Raw genomic sequence first — 13790 nt, forward strand, 5'->3', positions numbered from 1 at the left:
CTCAGGCGTCGGCCCGGCCGTCGTGTCCGGTCGCGGCGCGCCGGGCTCGCCAGCGTTCGCCGAGGGCGTCGATCTCCTCCTGGACGAAGAGGAAGAAGTCCCGCATCTCGGCTACCCGCTCGCCCGCCTGGCTGTCCCGCCCGCCCAGCGCGTCCACCCCGCCGTTGGCGATGTCGATGAAGTTCTTGTAGAGGCCGGTCTTGGTGATGGTGGCCTCGTACCAGGGGTTGGCCGGCATCCGGTAGCGGTCCCGTCGGGAGCCCTTGACCGGCTCGCGGACCAGCATGGCGAACTGGGTGAGGTAGCGCACCGCGCCGGACACGGCGGCCGCGCTGACCCCCAGTCGCTCGCCGATCTCGGCGGCGGTGAGCGGTTCGTCCGCGCTCATCACGGTGAAGAGCACCCGGCCGGCCATGCGGGGGAAGCCGACGTCCGCGAAGGCCATCGCCATCCGTTCGACGAAGAGGTGGACCTCTTCCTCGTGCGGGTGGTGCGGGTCGGTCATCGGCGTCGTCTCGCTCATCACACCTGATCGTCTCTCAGCTCTCACTGTCTTCACAAGTTTGTGAAACGAGCGTAGCTTCCGAAGTATGGAAACCCCAATCGAGGTGTCCGGCCTCGTGAAGACCTTCGGCCGGACCAGAGCGCTCGACGGACTCGACCTGACCGTCCGCACCGGAGAGGTGCACGGCTTCCTCGGCCCCAACGGCTCCGGCAAGTCGACCACCATCCGGGTGCTGCTCGGCCTGCTGCGGGCGGACGCGGGGGCCGTCCGGCTGCTCGGCGGTGATCCCTGGCGGGACGCCGTCGCCCTGCACCGCCGGCTCGCGTACGTGCCCGGCGACGTCACCCTCTGGCCCAGCCTCAGCGGTGGCGAGGTGATCGACCTGCTCGGCCGGATGCGCGGCGGGCTCGACCCGAAGCGCCGGGCCGAGCTGCTGGAGTCCTTCGAACTGGACCCGCGCAAGAAGGGCCGGGCCTACTCCAAGGGCAACCGGCAGAAGGTCGGGCTGGTCGCCGCGCTCGCCTCCGACGTCGAACTGCTCATCCTCGACGAGCCGACCTCCGGCCTCGACCCGCTCATGGAGGAGGTCTTCCAGCACTGGGTCCACCGGGCCAAGCAGGACGGCCGCACGGTGCTGCTCTCCAGCCACATCCTGGCCGAGGTCGAGGCGCTCTGCGACCGGGTGACGATCATCCGGAACGGCCGCGCCGTCGAGTCCGGCACCCTGGGCGAGCTGCGGCACCTGCACCGCACCTCGATCGACGCCGAACTGGCCGGCCCGCTCGACGGCCTGGCCGAGCTGCCCGGCGTGCACGACCTGCGGACCGACGGCAACCGGGTGCGCTTCGACGTGGACACCCCGGCCTTGGACGCCGCCCTGCGCCGCCTCACCGAGCTGGGCGTACGCAGCCTGGTCAGCAAGCCGCCGACGCTGGAGGAGCTGTTCCTGCGGCACTACGAGGCGGTCCCCGAGGAGCTGGCCCGATGAGCGAGCGTCAGCGAGCTAACCAGCAGCACAGCGAGGTGGTCGCATGAGCACCCTCACCGGCACCCGGCATCTGGTCCGGCTGATCCTGCGCCGGGACCGCGTCCTGCTCCCGCTCTGGGTGCTGATCCTCGCGGTCCTGCCGATGTCGTACGCGGCCAGCTTCTTCGAGCTCTTCCCCACCGCCGCCGAGCGGGCCGCGTACACCGCCGGCACCGCCCGCAACCCGTCGATCATCGCGCTGCTCGGCCCGGTGTACGGCGACAGCGTCGGCGCGCTGACCGCCCAGCGGAGTGGCTTCCTGCTCGTCATCGTCGGGCTGGCCAGCCTGCTCACCGTCATCCGGCACACCCGTACCGAGGAGGAGGCCGGCCGGCGCGAGCTGCTCGGCGCCACCGTGCTCGGCCGGTACGCCGGGCTCACCGCCGCGCTGCTCGTCACGTACGCGGCCGACCTGCTGCTCGGCCTGCTCACCGCCGCCGGGCTCGCCGCCACCGGCCTGCCGGCAGCCGGCTCGTACGGATACGGCCTGGCCGCCGCGCTGACCGGCGCCGTCTTCGCCACCGTCGGCGGGCTGGCCGCCCAGCTCACCGAGACGGCGGGCGGCGCGCGGGGCATCGGCATCGCGGTGCTCGGTGCCGCCTTCGCGCTCCGGCTGGTCGGCGACACCGCCGGCAACGACTGGCCGAGCTGGCTCTCCCCGCTCGGCTGGGCCGCCCGGGTGCGCCCGTTCGAGGGGGAACGCTGGTGGGTGCTGGCTCTGCCGCTGGTGGCGTCGGCGCTGGTCGCCGCGGTCGCGTACCCCCTGTCGGTGCGCCGCGACGTGGGCGCCGGGATGCTGCCGCCCCGGCTCGGCCCGGCCACCGCCGGTCCGGCCCTGGCCGGGCCGTTCGGGTTGGCCTGGCGGCTGCACCGGGGCCAGCTCCTCTGGTGGTCGGTGGGCTTCGGTCTGCTCGGGTTGATCCTGGGCGGCGCGGCCGAGGCGGCCGGACGCTCGGTGGCGGGCAACCAGCAGCTCGAAGAGATCATGTCCCGGCTCGGCGGCGCCTCCGGGCTGGCCGACGCCTACCTCGGCGCCACGCTCAGCATCGCCGGGCTGGCCGCGGCCGGGTACGGGGTGCAGGCGGCGCTGCGGATGCGGACCGAGGAGACCGCCGGCCGGGCGGAGCCGCTGCTGGCCACCGGCACGCACCGCTCGACCTGGCTGCTCTCCCATGTGGTCTTCGCGCTGCTCGGCCCGGTGGTGGTGCTGGCCGTGACCGGGCTGGCGATCGGCCTCACCTACAGCATCAGCGTGCACGACGCGGGGCAGGTGGGCCGGATGACCGCGGCCGGCCTGGCCCAGGCGCCGGCGGCCTGGGTGCTGGCCGGGATGGCGGTGCTGCTCTTCGGCCTGGCGCCGCGGCTGGCACCGGCGGCCTGGGCGCTGCTGGCGGTCTGCGTGCTGCTCGGCCAGCTCGGCGCGGTGCTCCAGCTGGACCAGTGGTTGCTGGACCTGTCCCCGTTCACGCACACGCCGCAGGTCCTCCGGACCTCCTGGAGCGGCACCCCGCTGTGGCTGCTGACCGCGCTGGCCCTGGCTCTGGCCCTGGCGGGCCTGACCACCCTCCACCGTCGCGACGTCCCCACCACCTGACCCCACCCGCGTTGATCAAGGAGTTTGCGTCCGCGGCGGGCGCGCTGGCGACGCAAACTCCTTGGTCAAAGGGCTGGGGTGGGTCAGGGGGCGGTCTCGTTGCGGATCATGAGGGCGCTGCGGAGGCCGGTGATGTCGAGCACGCGGAGCAGGAAGTCACCGACGTTGCTCAGCACCAGCAGGCTCTGGGCGTGACTGGCCTTGCGGCTGAGCACCACCAGGGTGCCCAGGCCCTGCGAGTCGCAGAAGGTCACCCCGCCCAGGTCGAGCACGATGCGGGGCGGCGGGTCGGCCAGCACCTCATTGACCACCGTCGACAGCTGGGCGGCCGTGAGCATGTCGATCTCACCGGCCAGGCGAAGCACGGCTTCGTCCCCGGTCCGGTGTACGGCGATGGACAGTTCGGCACGATCCACCCGGTCAGCCTATCGCGATCTCGACCACCGGGCCTGTCGAGCGGGGCGCGGTCCGGCCACCGGCGCGTCCCGCTCGCGAGGGCGACGGCCACCACCACGGCCATCGGGCGCCGGCTCGTCCCGCCGGCCGTGCCGACCCGGGCCCGCCGGGGCGTGAGCCGGGTAACCCCCGGAGCGGGGTGCCTGCTGATTCACCGTCCGGCGCTGACACAATGGCGGCATCGTGACCGATACCTTTTCCGCCGGATCCGGCCGCTACCCGGCCGACGCGCCGGCCTCCGAGGCCCTGTTCGACCGCGCCAAGGCACTCGTGCCCGGCGGGGTGAACTCACCCGTGCGCGCGTTCCGTGCCGTCGGCGGCACCCCGCGCTTCATGGTCCGGGGGGAGGGTCCCTGGCTCTTCGACGCCGACGGTCGGCGGTACGTCGACCTGGTCTGTTCGTGGGGCCCGCTGATCCTCGGGCACGCCCACCCCGAGGTGGTCGAGGCGCTGCGCGCCGCCGCGGCGCTCGGCACCAGCTTCGGCACGCCCACCCCGGGCGAGGTCGACCTGGCCGAGGAGATCATCGCGCGGACCCCGGTCGAGCAGGTCCGCCTGGTCAACTCCGGCACCGAGGCGACCATGTCGGCGATCCGGCTGGCCCGCGGCTTCACCGGCCGCGCCAAGATCATCAAGTTCTCCGGCTGCTACCACGGCCACTCCGACGCGCTGCTCGCCGCCGCCGGCTCCGGCGTGGCGACCTTCGGCCTGCCGGACTCGCCCGGCGTCACCGGCGCCGCCGCCGGCGACACCATCGTGCTGCCGTACAACGACCTGCGCGCGGTCGAGGAGGTCTTCGCCGCCGAGGGCCGGCACATCGCCGCGATCATCACCGAGGCGGCCGCCGGCAACATGGGCGTGATCGCCCCCCGGGACGGCTTCAACGCCGCGCTGGCCCGGATCGCCCACGCGCACGGCGCGCTGCTCATCGTCGACGAGGTGATGACCGGCTTCCGGGTCTCCCGCGCCGGCTGGCACGGCCTCGACCCGTCCGACGCCGACCTGTGGACGTACGGGAAGGTCATGGGTGGAGGGCTGCCCGCGGCGGCGTTCGGCGGGCGCGCCGAGATCATGGCGCGACTCGCCCCGGCCGGCCCGGTCTACCAGGCCGGCACGCTCTCCGGTAACCCGCTGGCCTGCGCCGCCGGCCTGGCCACCCTGCGGCTGGCCGACGACGCGCTCTACCGCAGGCTGGACGAGACCGCCGCCACGGTGGGCAAGCTGGCCGCCGACGCGCTGGCCGCCGCGGGCGTGCCGCACCGCCTGTCGACCGCCGGCAACATGTTCGCCATCTTCTTCACCGACGCCGAGGTGGTCGACTACGACAGCGCCCGCACCCAGCAGGTGCCGGCGTTCAAGGCGTTCTTCCACGCGATGCTCGCCGCCGGCGTCTACCTGCCGCCGAGCGCGTTCGAGTCGTGGTTCGTGTCGGCGGCGATCGACGACGCCGCCCTGGACCAGATCGCCGCCGCCCTGCCCGGCGCGGCGACCGCTGCGGCGGTGGCGGGACACGGGGGTTGACGGTGCGCGCGACGAGTGGGGCCGGGTCGCGGACGAGAGGGGCTCAGGCGTGAGTGAGACGGTGGTCCACGTGCTGCGGCACGGCGAGGTGTACAACCCGGACGGCATCCTCTACGGCCGGCTGCCCGGCTTCCGCCTCTCTGAGCTGGGCGTCCAGATGGCGAAGGCCGCCGCCCAGGCGCTCGCCGAGCGGACCGTGGTGCACGTGGTGGCCAGCCCGCTGGAACGCGCCCAGCAGACCGCCGAGCCGATCGCCGCCCAGTTCGGGCTCCCGGTCGGGGTGGACGAGCGGCTGATCGAGAGCGCCAACTGGTTCGAGGGCAAGAAGGTCTCCCCGGGCGACGGCTCGTTCCGCGACCCGCGCAACTGGTGGGTGCTCCGCGACCCGCTCACCCCGTCCTGGGGTGAGGCGTACCAGGCCATCGCGGAGCGGATGTTCGCGGCACTGCACGCCGCCCGGATCGCCGCCGAGGGGCGGGAGGCGGTGCTGGTCTCGCACCAGCTGCCCATCTGGACCCTGCGCCGCTACGTCGAACGCAAGCGGCTCTGGCACGACCCGCGCCGGCGGCAGTGCGGGCTGGCCAGCCTCACCACCTTCCACTTCGACGGCGCCAAGATCGTCGGCATCGGCTACTCCGAGCCGGCCGCCCACCTGATCGCCATCTCGCCCGGCGCCCGGACGGCCAAGGGCGCCTGATGCGTACCCGGAGGCTCGTCGCCGCCCTGCTGGTCGCCGTCACCACCGGTACGGCGCTGGTCGGCTGCTCCTCCGGCAACCAGGAGAGCCGCTGCGCGGACCGGAGCGGCATCATCGAGTGCGCCCCGGACCAGCGGTCGGCGCCCCCCGCGCTCGCTGGTGAGCTGCTCACCGGCGGCCGGTACGACGTCTCGCAGGACCGGGGCAAGGTCGTGGTGGTCAACTTCTGGGGCTCCTGGTGCGCGCCCTGCCGGGCCGAGGCCGACGACCTGGAAGCGACCTACCAGGCCACCAAGGCGTCCGGGGTGACCTTCCTCGGCATCAACGTGCAGGACAGCAAGGACAAGGCGACCGCCTTCGAGGAGGGCCGGATCAGCTATCCGAGCCTCTTCGACCCGGCGAGCCGGCTGGCGCTGGCCCTGGACATCCCGCCGAACACCATCCCGGCCACCGTGGTGCTGGACCGGGAGGGCCGGATCGCCACCGTGGTCCGGGCCGCGGTCACCCAGGAAGGGCTGCGGCCCATCGTCGAGCGGATCGCGGCCGAGCAGCCCGTGTCCGGGTCCCGCTGATGGGCGAGACGTTCCGCCAGCTCGCCGAGTCCGGCCCGCTGCTGCTGGCCGTCGGCGCGGCGGCGCTCGCCGGGCTGGTCAGCTTCCTCTCCCCGTGCGTGCTGCCGCTGATGCCCGGCTACCTGTCGTACGTCACCGGCCTGGCCGGCGCCGACCTGGAGGGCCGGGAGCGGAACCGGCCCGGCTCGACGGACCCGGTGGCGGCGGGTTCCCCGCCCAACCCGGGCGGCGGCGTGGACGTGGCGGAACGGACGGCGGCGCCGGCCCGGACGACGGCCGCGGTGAAGGGGCGGGTGCTCGCCGGCACGCTGCTCTTCATCGGCGGCTTCACCATCGTGTTCGTCGCCACGGCGATCCTCTTCTCCGGCGTGGGCCGGCTCTTCTTCGAGTACGAGCGCACGCTGGAGATCGTCATCGGCGTGCTGGTGGTGCTGCTCGGCCTCGGCTACCTCGGGGTGATCCCCGGGCTGCAACGCGAGTTCCGGATCCGGCGGCTGCCCGCCGCCGGGCTGCTCGGCGCCCCGGTGCTCGGCGCGGTCTTCGCGCTGAGCTGGCTGCCCTGCACCGGCCCGACGCTCGGCGCGGTGCTCGGCATGGCGGCCGTGGAGGGCAAGTCGGACCGGGCCGTGCTGCTGGCCGTGGCGTACTGCCTCGGGCTGGGGATACCGTTCGTCGTCTTCGGGCTGGGCTTCCACCGCCTGCTCGGGGTGTTCCGCGCCGTCCGGCGCAACAGCCGCTGGGTCACCCGGATCGGCGGCGCGCTGCTGATCCTGATCGGCCTGGCGCTGGTCAGCGGCGGGTGGCAGGACTTTGTGATCTGGCTGCAGACGCACGTCGGCACGGGCGAGGTGAGCATCTGATGACGACCGTGGACGACCGGCCGGCGGCGCCACCGGCCGGCGCGCCCCGGCGGCGGGTCAACCCGGTGCTGGCCCTGCTGCGCAACTCGTGGCGGCAGCTCACCAGCATGCGTACCGCGCTGATCCTGCTCTTCCTGCTCGCGGTCGCCGCCATTCCCGGCTCGGTGCTGCCGCAGCGCGGGGTCAACCCGGAGAAGGTCAACCAGTACTTCGTCGACCACCCCGACCTGGCCCCCCGGCTGGACCAGCTCGGCTTCTTCGAGGTCTTCGGCTCGGTCTGGTTCTCCGCGATCTACCTGCTGCTCTTCACCTCGCTGGTCGGCTGCGTCCTGCCCCGGGCCCGCGACCACGCCCGCGCGCTGCGGATGCGGCCGCCGGCCGCGCCGAAGCGGCTGGACCGGCTGCCCCAGCACGCGGTGCTCGAGGCGCCGGCCGCCGCCGACCCCGAGGCGATCGCGGCGGTGCTGCGCCGCCGCCGCTGGCGGGTCACCGTGCGCGGCGCCGAGGTCTCCGCCGAGAAGGGCTACCTCAAGGAGACCGGCAACCTGCTCTTCCACGTCTCGCTGGTCGCCGTCCTGCTCGGGGTCGCGCTCGGCTCCTGGTACGGCTGGCACGGCAACCGGATCCTGGTGGCCGGCGCGGACAACGCCTTCTGCAACACCCGCCAGCAGTACGCGGAGGCCTCGCTCGGCCCGCGCGTGGACAGCGCCGACCTCCCGCCGTTCTGCCTCACCCTGGACACGTTCGAGGCCGACTACCTCGCCTCCGGGCAGGCGTCCCGCTACTGGGCCACGGTGACCGTGGACGGAACCGACGGGGCGACGCGGACCGCCGGCTTCTCGGTCAACTCGCCGCTGCGGCTCGGCCCGGCCAACGTCTACCTGCTCGGCAACGGCTACGCGCCGATCCTCAAGTACACCGACCGGTACGGCCGCAGCCAGACCAGCGCGGCGCCGTTCCTGCGCACCGGCGACCAGAACGCGACGGAGGAGGGGGTGGCCGCCTTCCCGGACGCGAACGTCGACCCGAAGACCGGTGCCCGCGCCCCGGACCAGCAGGTCGCCTTCGACGGGCTCTACCTGCCGACCGCGCCGGAGACCGCGCCGTTCGTCGCGTCGCAGTTCCCGGCGGAGCGGAACCCGGCGGTGGTGCTGGTCGCGTACCGGGGCAACCTCGGGCTGGACGCCGGCATCCCCGGCTCGGTCTACAAGCTCGACCAGCGGCAGATCGACAGCGGCAAGCTCACCCAGATCGGCGACAAGAAGCTCGGTCTCGGCGAGACGTGGACCCTGGACGACGGCAGCACGCTGGAGTTCGTCGGCACCAAGCCGTACATCACCATCTCGGTGCGGCACGCTCCCGGGCAGGCGCTGATGCTGGTCGCCTGCGGGACGCTGCTGCTCGGCCTGATGGGTTCGCTCTTCGCTCGGCGCCGGCGGGTCTGGTTCCGGGTTTCGCCCCCCGAGGGCGGATCTCCGACGAGCGGTAGTAGTTTGGTGGAGGCCGGTGGGCTGCCGCGCACCGACCATCCGGGGTTCGCCGACGAGTTCGCGCAGCTCGTCGCCGCGATCAGCGACGACGGGCGGGCCGACCGCCCGGCCCGAGAAGGAGCCGAGTGATGTCCGCACTCTCCGACCAGCTGGTCACGTTCGCGATCCTGGCGTACCTGGTCGCGATGATCAGCCACGCCGTCGAGTACGCGCTCGGCAACGTCCGCGCCGTTTCGGCCCGGCCCGCCCCGGCCCGGGAGCTGGTCGGCGCGGGCGTCGGCGGCTCCGGCGGGATCGTCGAGGCGCCGCCCGCCGTTCCGGCCGAGACCCGGCCCAGCCGTTCGGCGGCCCGGGCCCGGATCGCCGGCCGGATCGCCGCCTGGGTCACCGTGCTCGCCGCCGCCCTGCACCTGGGCGCGGTGGTCACCCGGGGCATCGCCGCGGAGCGGATGCCCTGGGGCAACATGTACGAGTTCGTGCTGACGGTCACCCTCATCGGGGCCACCGCCTGGCTCGTGGTGCTCTGGAAGCAGCCGGCGCTGCGCCGGCTGGGGCTCTTCCTGACCCTGGTCATGGTGCTGCTGCTGGCGTTCGCGGAGCTGAAGCTGTACGTGCAGGTGGTGCCGCTGATGCCGGCGCTGCGCTCCTACTGGTTCATCATCCACGTGTCGACGATCATCTTCGCCTCCGGCATCTTCCTGCTGGGCGTGGTGCCGGCTGCGGCGTACCTGATGCGGGCCGGCTGGGAGCAGGGGCGGCGCAGCTTCCCGTACACCCTGGCCCGCCGGCTGCCGGCGGCGGCCGGCCTGGAGCGGTTGACCTTCGCGCTGCACGCCTTCGCCTTCCCGATCTTCACCTTCGCGGTGATCGCCGGGGCGATCTGGGCCGAGGCGGCCTGGGGTCGCGCCTGGGGCTGGGACCCGAAGGAGACCTGGGCGTTCATCTCCTGGGTGGTGTACGCCGGCTACCTGCACGCCCGGGCCACCCCGAGCATCAAGCGGAACGTGGCCACCTGGATCGCCGTGGTGGGCTTCCTGACCATGCTGATGAACCTGTTCGGGGTCAACTTCTTCTTCACCGGCCTGCACTCGTACGCCGGCGTCAACTGACCCGTCCGGGCGGCTCCCGGCGATCGTGGCGGCTCAGCGGGCCGGTCGCCGGCCGCTGAGCACGCCGTCGACCCGCAGGGTGATCTGGTACGCCACCTCGGGCAGGTCGGCCAGGTCGAGCCGGTCGGCCCGCAGGGCGAACTGGGCGTGCAACTCGCGGGCCACCGCGTCCCGGATCTCCGCCTGGAGTGGCGTCAGCCCGTCCGGATCCCCGACCACGTACGCGTCGTCCATCCGCCCATCGTGGCGGGTTCGAGGCGTGGCTGTCAGTGACGCAAATCGTAGAACCAGGCCGCTGAGAACTGTGGGTCTACGCACTGCGGTCGAACCGCTCGGACGGTGGCCGAACCGCCGCGGAACATGAGTGGTCAGGCGCCGAACCAGCCGGGGACGTCGAGGCGGAAGACGTCGGCGGGGACCATCCGGCGCAGGTCGTCCTCGATGGCGGCGACCCGCTCGGCGCCCAGGGTGGCTGCCCAGCGGTCGCGCAGCTCGTCGAAGACGACCGCGGAGCGGCGCAGCCCGTCGTACCCCTTCGCGGTCATCCGGACCAGCTTGCGGCGGGCGTCGGCGGGGTCGTCGGCGCGTTCCAGGTAGCCGAGCGCGACCAGGCGGTCCACGGTCTTGCCGGCCGCCTGCTTGGAGACGCCGAGGCGCTGGCCGAGGTCGGAGGCGGTGGTGCCGCCCGCGCCGACGGCCTGGAGCACGAAGCCGTGGGCCGGGCGCAGCTCGGGGTGCCCCTGCCGGGCCAGGTCGGCGTGCAGGTCGTCGATGAGCGTCCGGAAGCCGGCGAGCAGCAGCAGGGGCAGCACGAAGCCGGGGCGGTCAGGCGTTGCCATGTTCGACAACCTCGTTTACTATCTGGTCAACCACGTTGTCCATCTTATCTGAGGGGTACCCGTCATGTCCCGACCTGTCTTCACCGCGCACACCACCGGCAGCGCCCCCGCCGCCGCCCGGCCGGTCATGACCGCCGTCGAGCGCAAGCAGGGGCACCTGCCCACCGCCGTCGGCCTGATGGCCGAGTCGCCCGAGCTGCTCAAGGGGTTCCTCGGCGCGGTCGCCGTCTTCGACGCCACCGACCTCGACCCGACCGCCCGCGAGGTGGTCGTGCTGACCGTCGCCACCCGCCACGAGTGCCACCTCTGCGTGGCCCTGCACAGCGCGGCGCTCACCCGGGACGGCGCGGCACCCGAGCTGATCGCGGCGCTGCGCGCCGGCACGGTGCTGCCCGACCCCCGCCTGGAGGCGCTGCGCAGGTTCACCGTCGCCGTGCTCGACCACCGGGGCGCCGTCCCCGACGACCAGCTCGACGCCTTCCTCGTCGCCGGCTGGCAGCCCCGGCACGCCCTGGACGTGGTGCTCGGCGTCGGCGCGTACACCATCTCCACCTTCGCCAACCGGCTCACCGGCGCCCCGGTCGACCCGCCGCTGGCCGCATACGCCTGGGCGCCCGGCCGCTGACCGGGCGCGCGCCCGGCCCGGACGGGGCCAGGTATGACGGCGTGAGGCTGGTGACCCGGCTGGGGTGGGGCCCGGGGCGGTGCGGGAGACTGGTGGGTATGGCGGCTCGTGGCTTCCCGTACCCCGATCTCAAGGACTTCCTCGCGGCCCTGGAACGCGCGGGCGAACTGCGGCGGGTGAGCGTCCCGGTGGACCCGACGCTGGAGATCAGCGAGGTGGTCACCCGGACCGTCCGCGCCGGCGGCCCGGCGCTGCTCTTCGAGCGGCCCACCCGGGGCGAGATGCCGGTGGCGATCAACCTGTTCGGCACCGAGAAGCGGATGGCCATGGCGCTCGGCGTCGAGACGCTCGACGAGATCGGCGAGCGGATCGGCGGGATGATCAAGCCGGAGCTGCCGGTCGGCTGGTCCGGCATCCGCGAGGGCCTCGGCAAGGTCATGCAGCTCACCTCGCTGCCGCCGCGCAAGGTGAAGACCGCGCCCTGCCAGCAGGTGGTCTACTCCGGCGACGACGTCGACCTGAACCGGCTGCCCGGCCTCCAGGTCTGGCCCGGCGACGGCGGGATCTTCCACAACTTCGGGCTGACCCACACCAAGCACCCGGAGACCGGCAAGCGCAACCTCGGCCTCTACCGGCTCCAGCAGCACAGCCGCAACACGCTCGGCATGCACTGGCAGATCCACAAGGACTCCACCGCCCACCACGCGGTCGCCGAGCGGCTCGGCCAGCGGCTGCCGGTCGCCATCGCCATCGGCTGCGACCCGGTCGTCTCGTACGCGGCCACCGCGCCGCTCCCCGGCGACATCGACGAGTACCTGTTCGCCGGCTTCCTCCGTGGCGAGCGGGTGGAGATGGTCGACTGCCTGACCGTGCCGTTGCAGGTCCCCGCGCACGCCCAGATCGTGCTGGAGGGCTACCTGGAGCCCGGCGAGCGGCTGCCCGAGGGGCCGTTCGGCGACCACACCGGCTTCTACACCCCGGTCGAGCCGTTCCCGGTGCTGCACGTCGAGACGATGACCATGCAGCGCGACCCGGTCTACCACTCGATCATCACGTCGAAGCCGCCGCAGGAGGACCACGGCCTCGGCAAGGCCACCGAGCGGATCTTCCTGCCGCTGCTGAAGATGATGATCCCGGACATCGTCGACTACGACCTGCCGGCCGCCGGCGTCTTCCACAACTGCGCCATCGTCTCCATCCGCAAGCGCTACCCGAAGCACGCCCAGAAGGTGATGAACGCGATCTGGGGCGCGCACCTGATGTCGCTGACCAAGCTGATCGTGATCGTCGACGAGGACTGCGACGTGCACGACTACAACGAGGTCGCCTTCCGCGCCTTCGGCAACGTCGACTACGCCCGCGATCTGCTGATCACCGAAGGCCCGGTCGACCATCTGGACCACTCGTCGTACCAGCAGTTCTGGGGCGGCAAGGCGGGCATCGACGCGACCCGCAAGCTGCCGACCGAGGGCTACACCCGGGGCTGGCCGGAAGAGATGACCATGGCGCCCGAGGTGGCGTCCCTGGTCGACAAGCGCTGGAAGGAGTACGGGATCTGATGACCACCGTGCTGGAGCCCGTCGAACGCCCGAACCGGGTCAGGTCCTTCCTCAAGCTGGTCACGATCGAGCACTCGGTCTTCGCGCTGCCGTTCGCGTACCTGTCGGCGCTGACCGCCATGCAGGTCAACGGCGGGCGGGTCCGCTGGCTCGACCTGCTGCTGATCACCGTGGCGATGGTCGGGGCGCGGACGTTCGCGATGGCCGCCAACCGGATCCTCGACCGGCGGATCGACGCGCGGAACCCGCGTACCGCCAACCGGGAACTGGTCACCGGGGCGGTGAGCGTGCGGACGGCGTGGACCGGCGCGGTGCTGGCGCTGGTGGTGTTCCTCGTCACCGCCGCCCTGCTCAACCCGCTCTGCCTGGCGCTCGCCCCGCTCGCCGTGGTGCCGCTGGTCGTCTACCCGTACGGCAAGCGGTTCACCAACTGGCCGCACGCCATCCTGGCGATCGCCCAGGCGGTCGGCCCGGTCGGCGCCTGGCTGGCGGTGACCGGCACGCTCGCCGGCTCCGGGCCGGCCTGGCTGCTCGGCGCGGCCGTGGGCCTGTGGATCGGCGGCTTCGACCTGATCTACGCCTGCCAGGACTCCGAGATCGACCAGGAGATCGGGGTGCACAGCGTCCCGGCCCGCTACGGCCGCCGGTTCGCGCTGCACGCCTCGACCGTCGCGCACGTGGTGACGTTCGCGCTGTTCATCTGGTTCGGCGCGCTGGTCGGCTTCGGCTGGCTCTGGTGGATCGGACTGGCGCTCACCGCCGTCGCCTTCGGCTACCAGCACCTGGTGGTCAGCCCCACCGACCTCAGCAAGGTCAACCGGGCGTTCTTCACCGCCAACGGCTTCGTCGGCATCGCGCTCTTCGTCTTCGCCCTGCTCGACCTGGTGATCCGCCTCGGCCTGCGCGGCTGAGCCGGAAATCAGCCGGCCGGCGCCC

General features: G+C 72.9%; 15 protein-coding genes. 11 read left to right on the plus strand and 4 right to left on the minus strand.

All coding sequences use genetic code 11. The annotated features are described in order from the left end of the window. Window position 1: 1 nt before the first annotated feature. The gene (locus tag AB0I11_RS01565; RefSeq protein WP_357308890.1) at window positions 2-523 is read right to left on the minus strand and encodes a MarR family transcriptional regulator; all 522 of its coding nucleotides are present in this window, start codon (window positions 521-523) and stop codon (window positions 2-4) included. Between the two features lie 67 nt (window positions 524-590). Between AB0I11_RS01565 and AB0I11_RS01570 the strand changes: the two genes are divergently transcribed. Both AB0I11_RS01570 and AB0I11_RS01575 read left to right on the plus strand, forming a co-directional pair. Beyond that, entirely contained in the window at window positions 591-1493 is a 903-nt protein-coding gene (locus AB0I11_RS01570; RefSeq protein WP_357308893.1) for an ABC transporter ATP-binding protein, read from the plus strand. A gap of 43 nt (window positions 1494-1536) precedes the next feature. Further along, complete coding sequence (locus tag AB0I11_RS01575; RefSeq protein ID WP_357308896.1) at window positions 1537-3126, plus strand: ABC transporter permease; 1590 nt, start codon at window positions 1537-1539, stop codon at window positions 3124-3126. Window positions 3127-3209: 83 nt separating this feature from the next. Here AB0I11_RS01575 and AB0I11_RS01580 read toward each other — a convergent pair whose 3' ends face one another. Beyond that, complete coding sequence (locus AB0I11_RS01580; protein ID WP_046563819.1) at window positions 3210-3542, minus strand: STAS domain-containing protein; 333 nt, start codon at window positions 3540-3542, stop codon at window positions 3210-3212. Between the two features lie 223 nt (window positions 3543-3765). Between AB0I11_RS01580 and hemL the strand changes: the two genes are divergently transcribed. The 6 genes from hemL to ccsB are packed head-to-tail and all read left to right on the plus strand — an operon-like array spanning window position 3766 to window position 9831. Beyond that, window positions 3766-5103 carry a glutamate-1-semialdehyde 2,1-aminomutase gene (gene hemL / locus AB0I11_RS01585; protein ID WP_357308900.1) on the plus strand — a complete coding sequence of 446 codons (1338 nt, stop codon included), beginning with the start codon at window positions 3766-3768 and terminating at the stop codon, window positions 5101-5103. Window positions 5104-5152: 49 nt separating this feature from the next. Beyond that, window positions 5153-5800: a histidine phosphatase family protein gene (locus AB0I11_RS01590; protein ID WP_357308903.1), complete on the plus strand. Its 648-nt coding sequence runs from the start codon at window positions 5153-5155 to the stop codon at window positions 5798-5800. Then, complete coding sequence (locus AB0I11_RS01595) at window positions 5800-6372, plus strand: TlpA disulfide reductase family protein (RefSeq protein ID WP_357308906.1); 573 nt, start codon at window positions 5800-5802, stop codon at window positions 6370-6372. Before AB0I11_RS01590 ends, AB0I11_RS01595 begins: the two co-directional genes overlap by 1 nt. Continuing rightward, the gene (locus AB0I11_RS01600; RefSeq protein ID WP_357308910.1) at window positions 6372-7232 is read left to right on the plus strand and encodes a cytochrome c biogenesis protein CcdA; all 861 of its coding nucleotides are present in this window, start codon (window positions 6372-6374) and stop codon (window positions 7230-7232) included. Before AB0I11_RS01595 ends, AB0I11_RS01600 begins: the two co-directional genes overlap by 1 nt. Next, window positions 7232-8851: a cytochrome c biogenesis protein ResB gene (locus AB0I11_RS01605; protein WP_357308913.1), complete on the plus strand. Its 1620-nt coding sequence runs from the start codon at window positions 7232-7234 to the stop codon at window positions 8849-8851. The genes AB0I11_RS01600 and AB0I11_RS01605 overlap by 1 nt, the downstream gene beginning before the upstream one ends. Further along, window positions 8851-9831, plus strand: a complete 981-nt coding sequence (gene ccsB / locus AB0I11_RS01610) for a c-type cytochrome biogenesis protein CcsB (protein ID WP_357308916.1) — start codon at window positions 8851-8853, stop codon at window positions 9829-9831. The genes AB0I11_RS01605 and ccsB overlap by 1 nt, the downstream gene beginning before the upstream one ends. Window positions 9832-9864: 33 nt before the next feature. On the opposite strand, the gene AB0I11_RS01615 is transcribed toward ccsB, so the two are convergent. Both AB0I11_RS01615 and AB0I11_RS01620 read right to left on the minus strand, forming a co-directional pair. Then, complete coding sequence (locus AB0I11_RS01615; RefSeq protein WP_357308919.1) at window positions 9865-10065, minus strand: hypothetical protein; 201 nt, start codon at window positions 10063-10065, stop codon at window positions 9865-9867. 134 nt (window positions 10066-10199) lie between these two features. Beyond that, the gene (locus AB0I11_RS01620) at window positions 10200-10670 is read right to left on the minus strand and encodes a MarR family transcriptional regulator (protein WP_357308922.1); all 471 of its coding nucleotides are present in this window, start codon (window positions 10668-10670) and stop codon (window positions 10200-10202) included. 64 nt (window positions 10671-10734) lie between these two features. On the opposite strand from AB0I11_RS01620, the gene AB0I11_RS01625 reads away from it, so the two are divergent. The 3 genes from AB0I11_RS01625 to mqnP all read left to right on the plus strand — a co-directional run bounded on the left by AB0I11_RS01625 (window position 10735) and on the right by mqnP (window position 13765). Then, complete coding sequence (locus tag AB0I11_RS01625; RefSeq protein WP_357308925.1) at window positions 10735-11295, plus strand: carboxymuconolactone decarboxylase family protein; 561 nt, start codon at window positions 10735-10737, stop codon at window positions 11293-11295. 98 nt (window positions 11296-11393) lie between these two features. Further along, window positions 11394-12854, plus strand: coding sequence for a menaquinone biosynthesis decarboxylase (locus AB0I11_RS01630; protein WP_357308928.1), 1461 nt, complete (start codon window positions 11394-11396; stop codon window positions 12852-12854). Further along, on the plus strand, window positions 12854-13765 hold the full coding sequence (mqnP, locus tag AB0I11_RS01635; protein WP_357308931.1) for a menaquinone biosynthesis prenyltransferase MqnP: 912 nt from the start codon (window positions 12854-12856) through the stop codon (window positions 13763-13765). Before AB0I11_RS01630 ends, mqnP begins: the two co-directional genes overlap by 1 nt. The last annotated feature ends 25 nt before the right edge of the window (window positions 13766-13790 follow it).

This window comes from Micromonospora sp. NPDC050495 (assembly GCF_040655175.1).
Taxonomy (GTDB): Bacteria; Actinomycetota; Actinomycetes; order Mycobacteriales; family Micromonosporaceae; genus Micromonospora.

Excerpts from the sequence above, each read along its gene's own strand:
- AB0I11_RS01595 (WP_357308906.1), top strand. The coding sequence starts at position 5,800 with ATGCGTACCCGGAGGCTCGTCGCCGCCCTGCTGGTCGCCGTCACCACC.
- AB0I11_RS01565 (WP_357308890.1), bottom strand. The coding sequence starts at position 523 with ATGAGCGAGACGACGCCGATGACCGACCCGCACCACCCGCACGAGGAA.
- AB0I11_RS01605 (WP_357308913.1), top strand. The coding sequence starts at position 7,232 with ATGACGACCGTGGACGACCGGCCGGCGGCGCCACCGGCCGGCGCGCCC.
- AB0I11_RS01620 (WP_357308922.1), bottom strand. The coding sequence starts at position 10,670 with ATGGCAACGCCTGACCGCCCCGGCTTCGTGCTGCCCCTGCTGCTGCTC.
- AB0I11_RS01570 (WP_357308893.1), top strand. The coding sequence starts at position 591 with ATGGAAACCCCAATCGAGGTGTCCGGCCTCGTGAAGACCTTCGGCCGG.
- AB0I11_RS01575 (WP_357308896.1), top strand. The coding sequence starts at position 1,537 with ATGAGCACCCTCACCGGCACCCGGCATCTGGTCCGGCTGATCCTGCGC.
- ccsB (WP_357308916.1), top strand. The coding sequence starts at position 8,851 with ATGTCCGCACTCTCCGACCAGCTGGTCACGTTCGCGATCCTGGCGTAC.
- AB0I11_RS01600 (WP_357308910.1), top strand. The coding sequence starts at position 6,372 with ATGGGCGAGACGTTCCGCCAGCTCGCCGAGTCCGGCCCGCTGCTGCTG.
- AB0I11_RS01625 (WP_357308925.1), top strand. The coding sequence starts at position 10,735 with ATGTCCCGACCTGTCTTCACCGCGCACACCACCGGCAGCGCCCCCGCC.
- AB0I11_RS01630 (WP_357308928.1), top strand. The coding sequence starts at position 11,394 with ATGGCGGCTCGTGGCTTCCCGTACCCCGATCTCAAGGACTTCCTCGCG.
- AB0I11_RS01615 (WP_357308919.1), bottom strand. The coding sequence starts at position 10,065 with ATGGACGACGCGTACGTGGTCGGGGATCCGGACGGGCTGACGCCACTC.
- mqnP (WP_357308931.1), top strand. The coding sequence starts at position 12,854 with ATGACCACCGTGCTGGAGCCCGTCGAACGCCCGAACCGGGTCAGGTCC.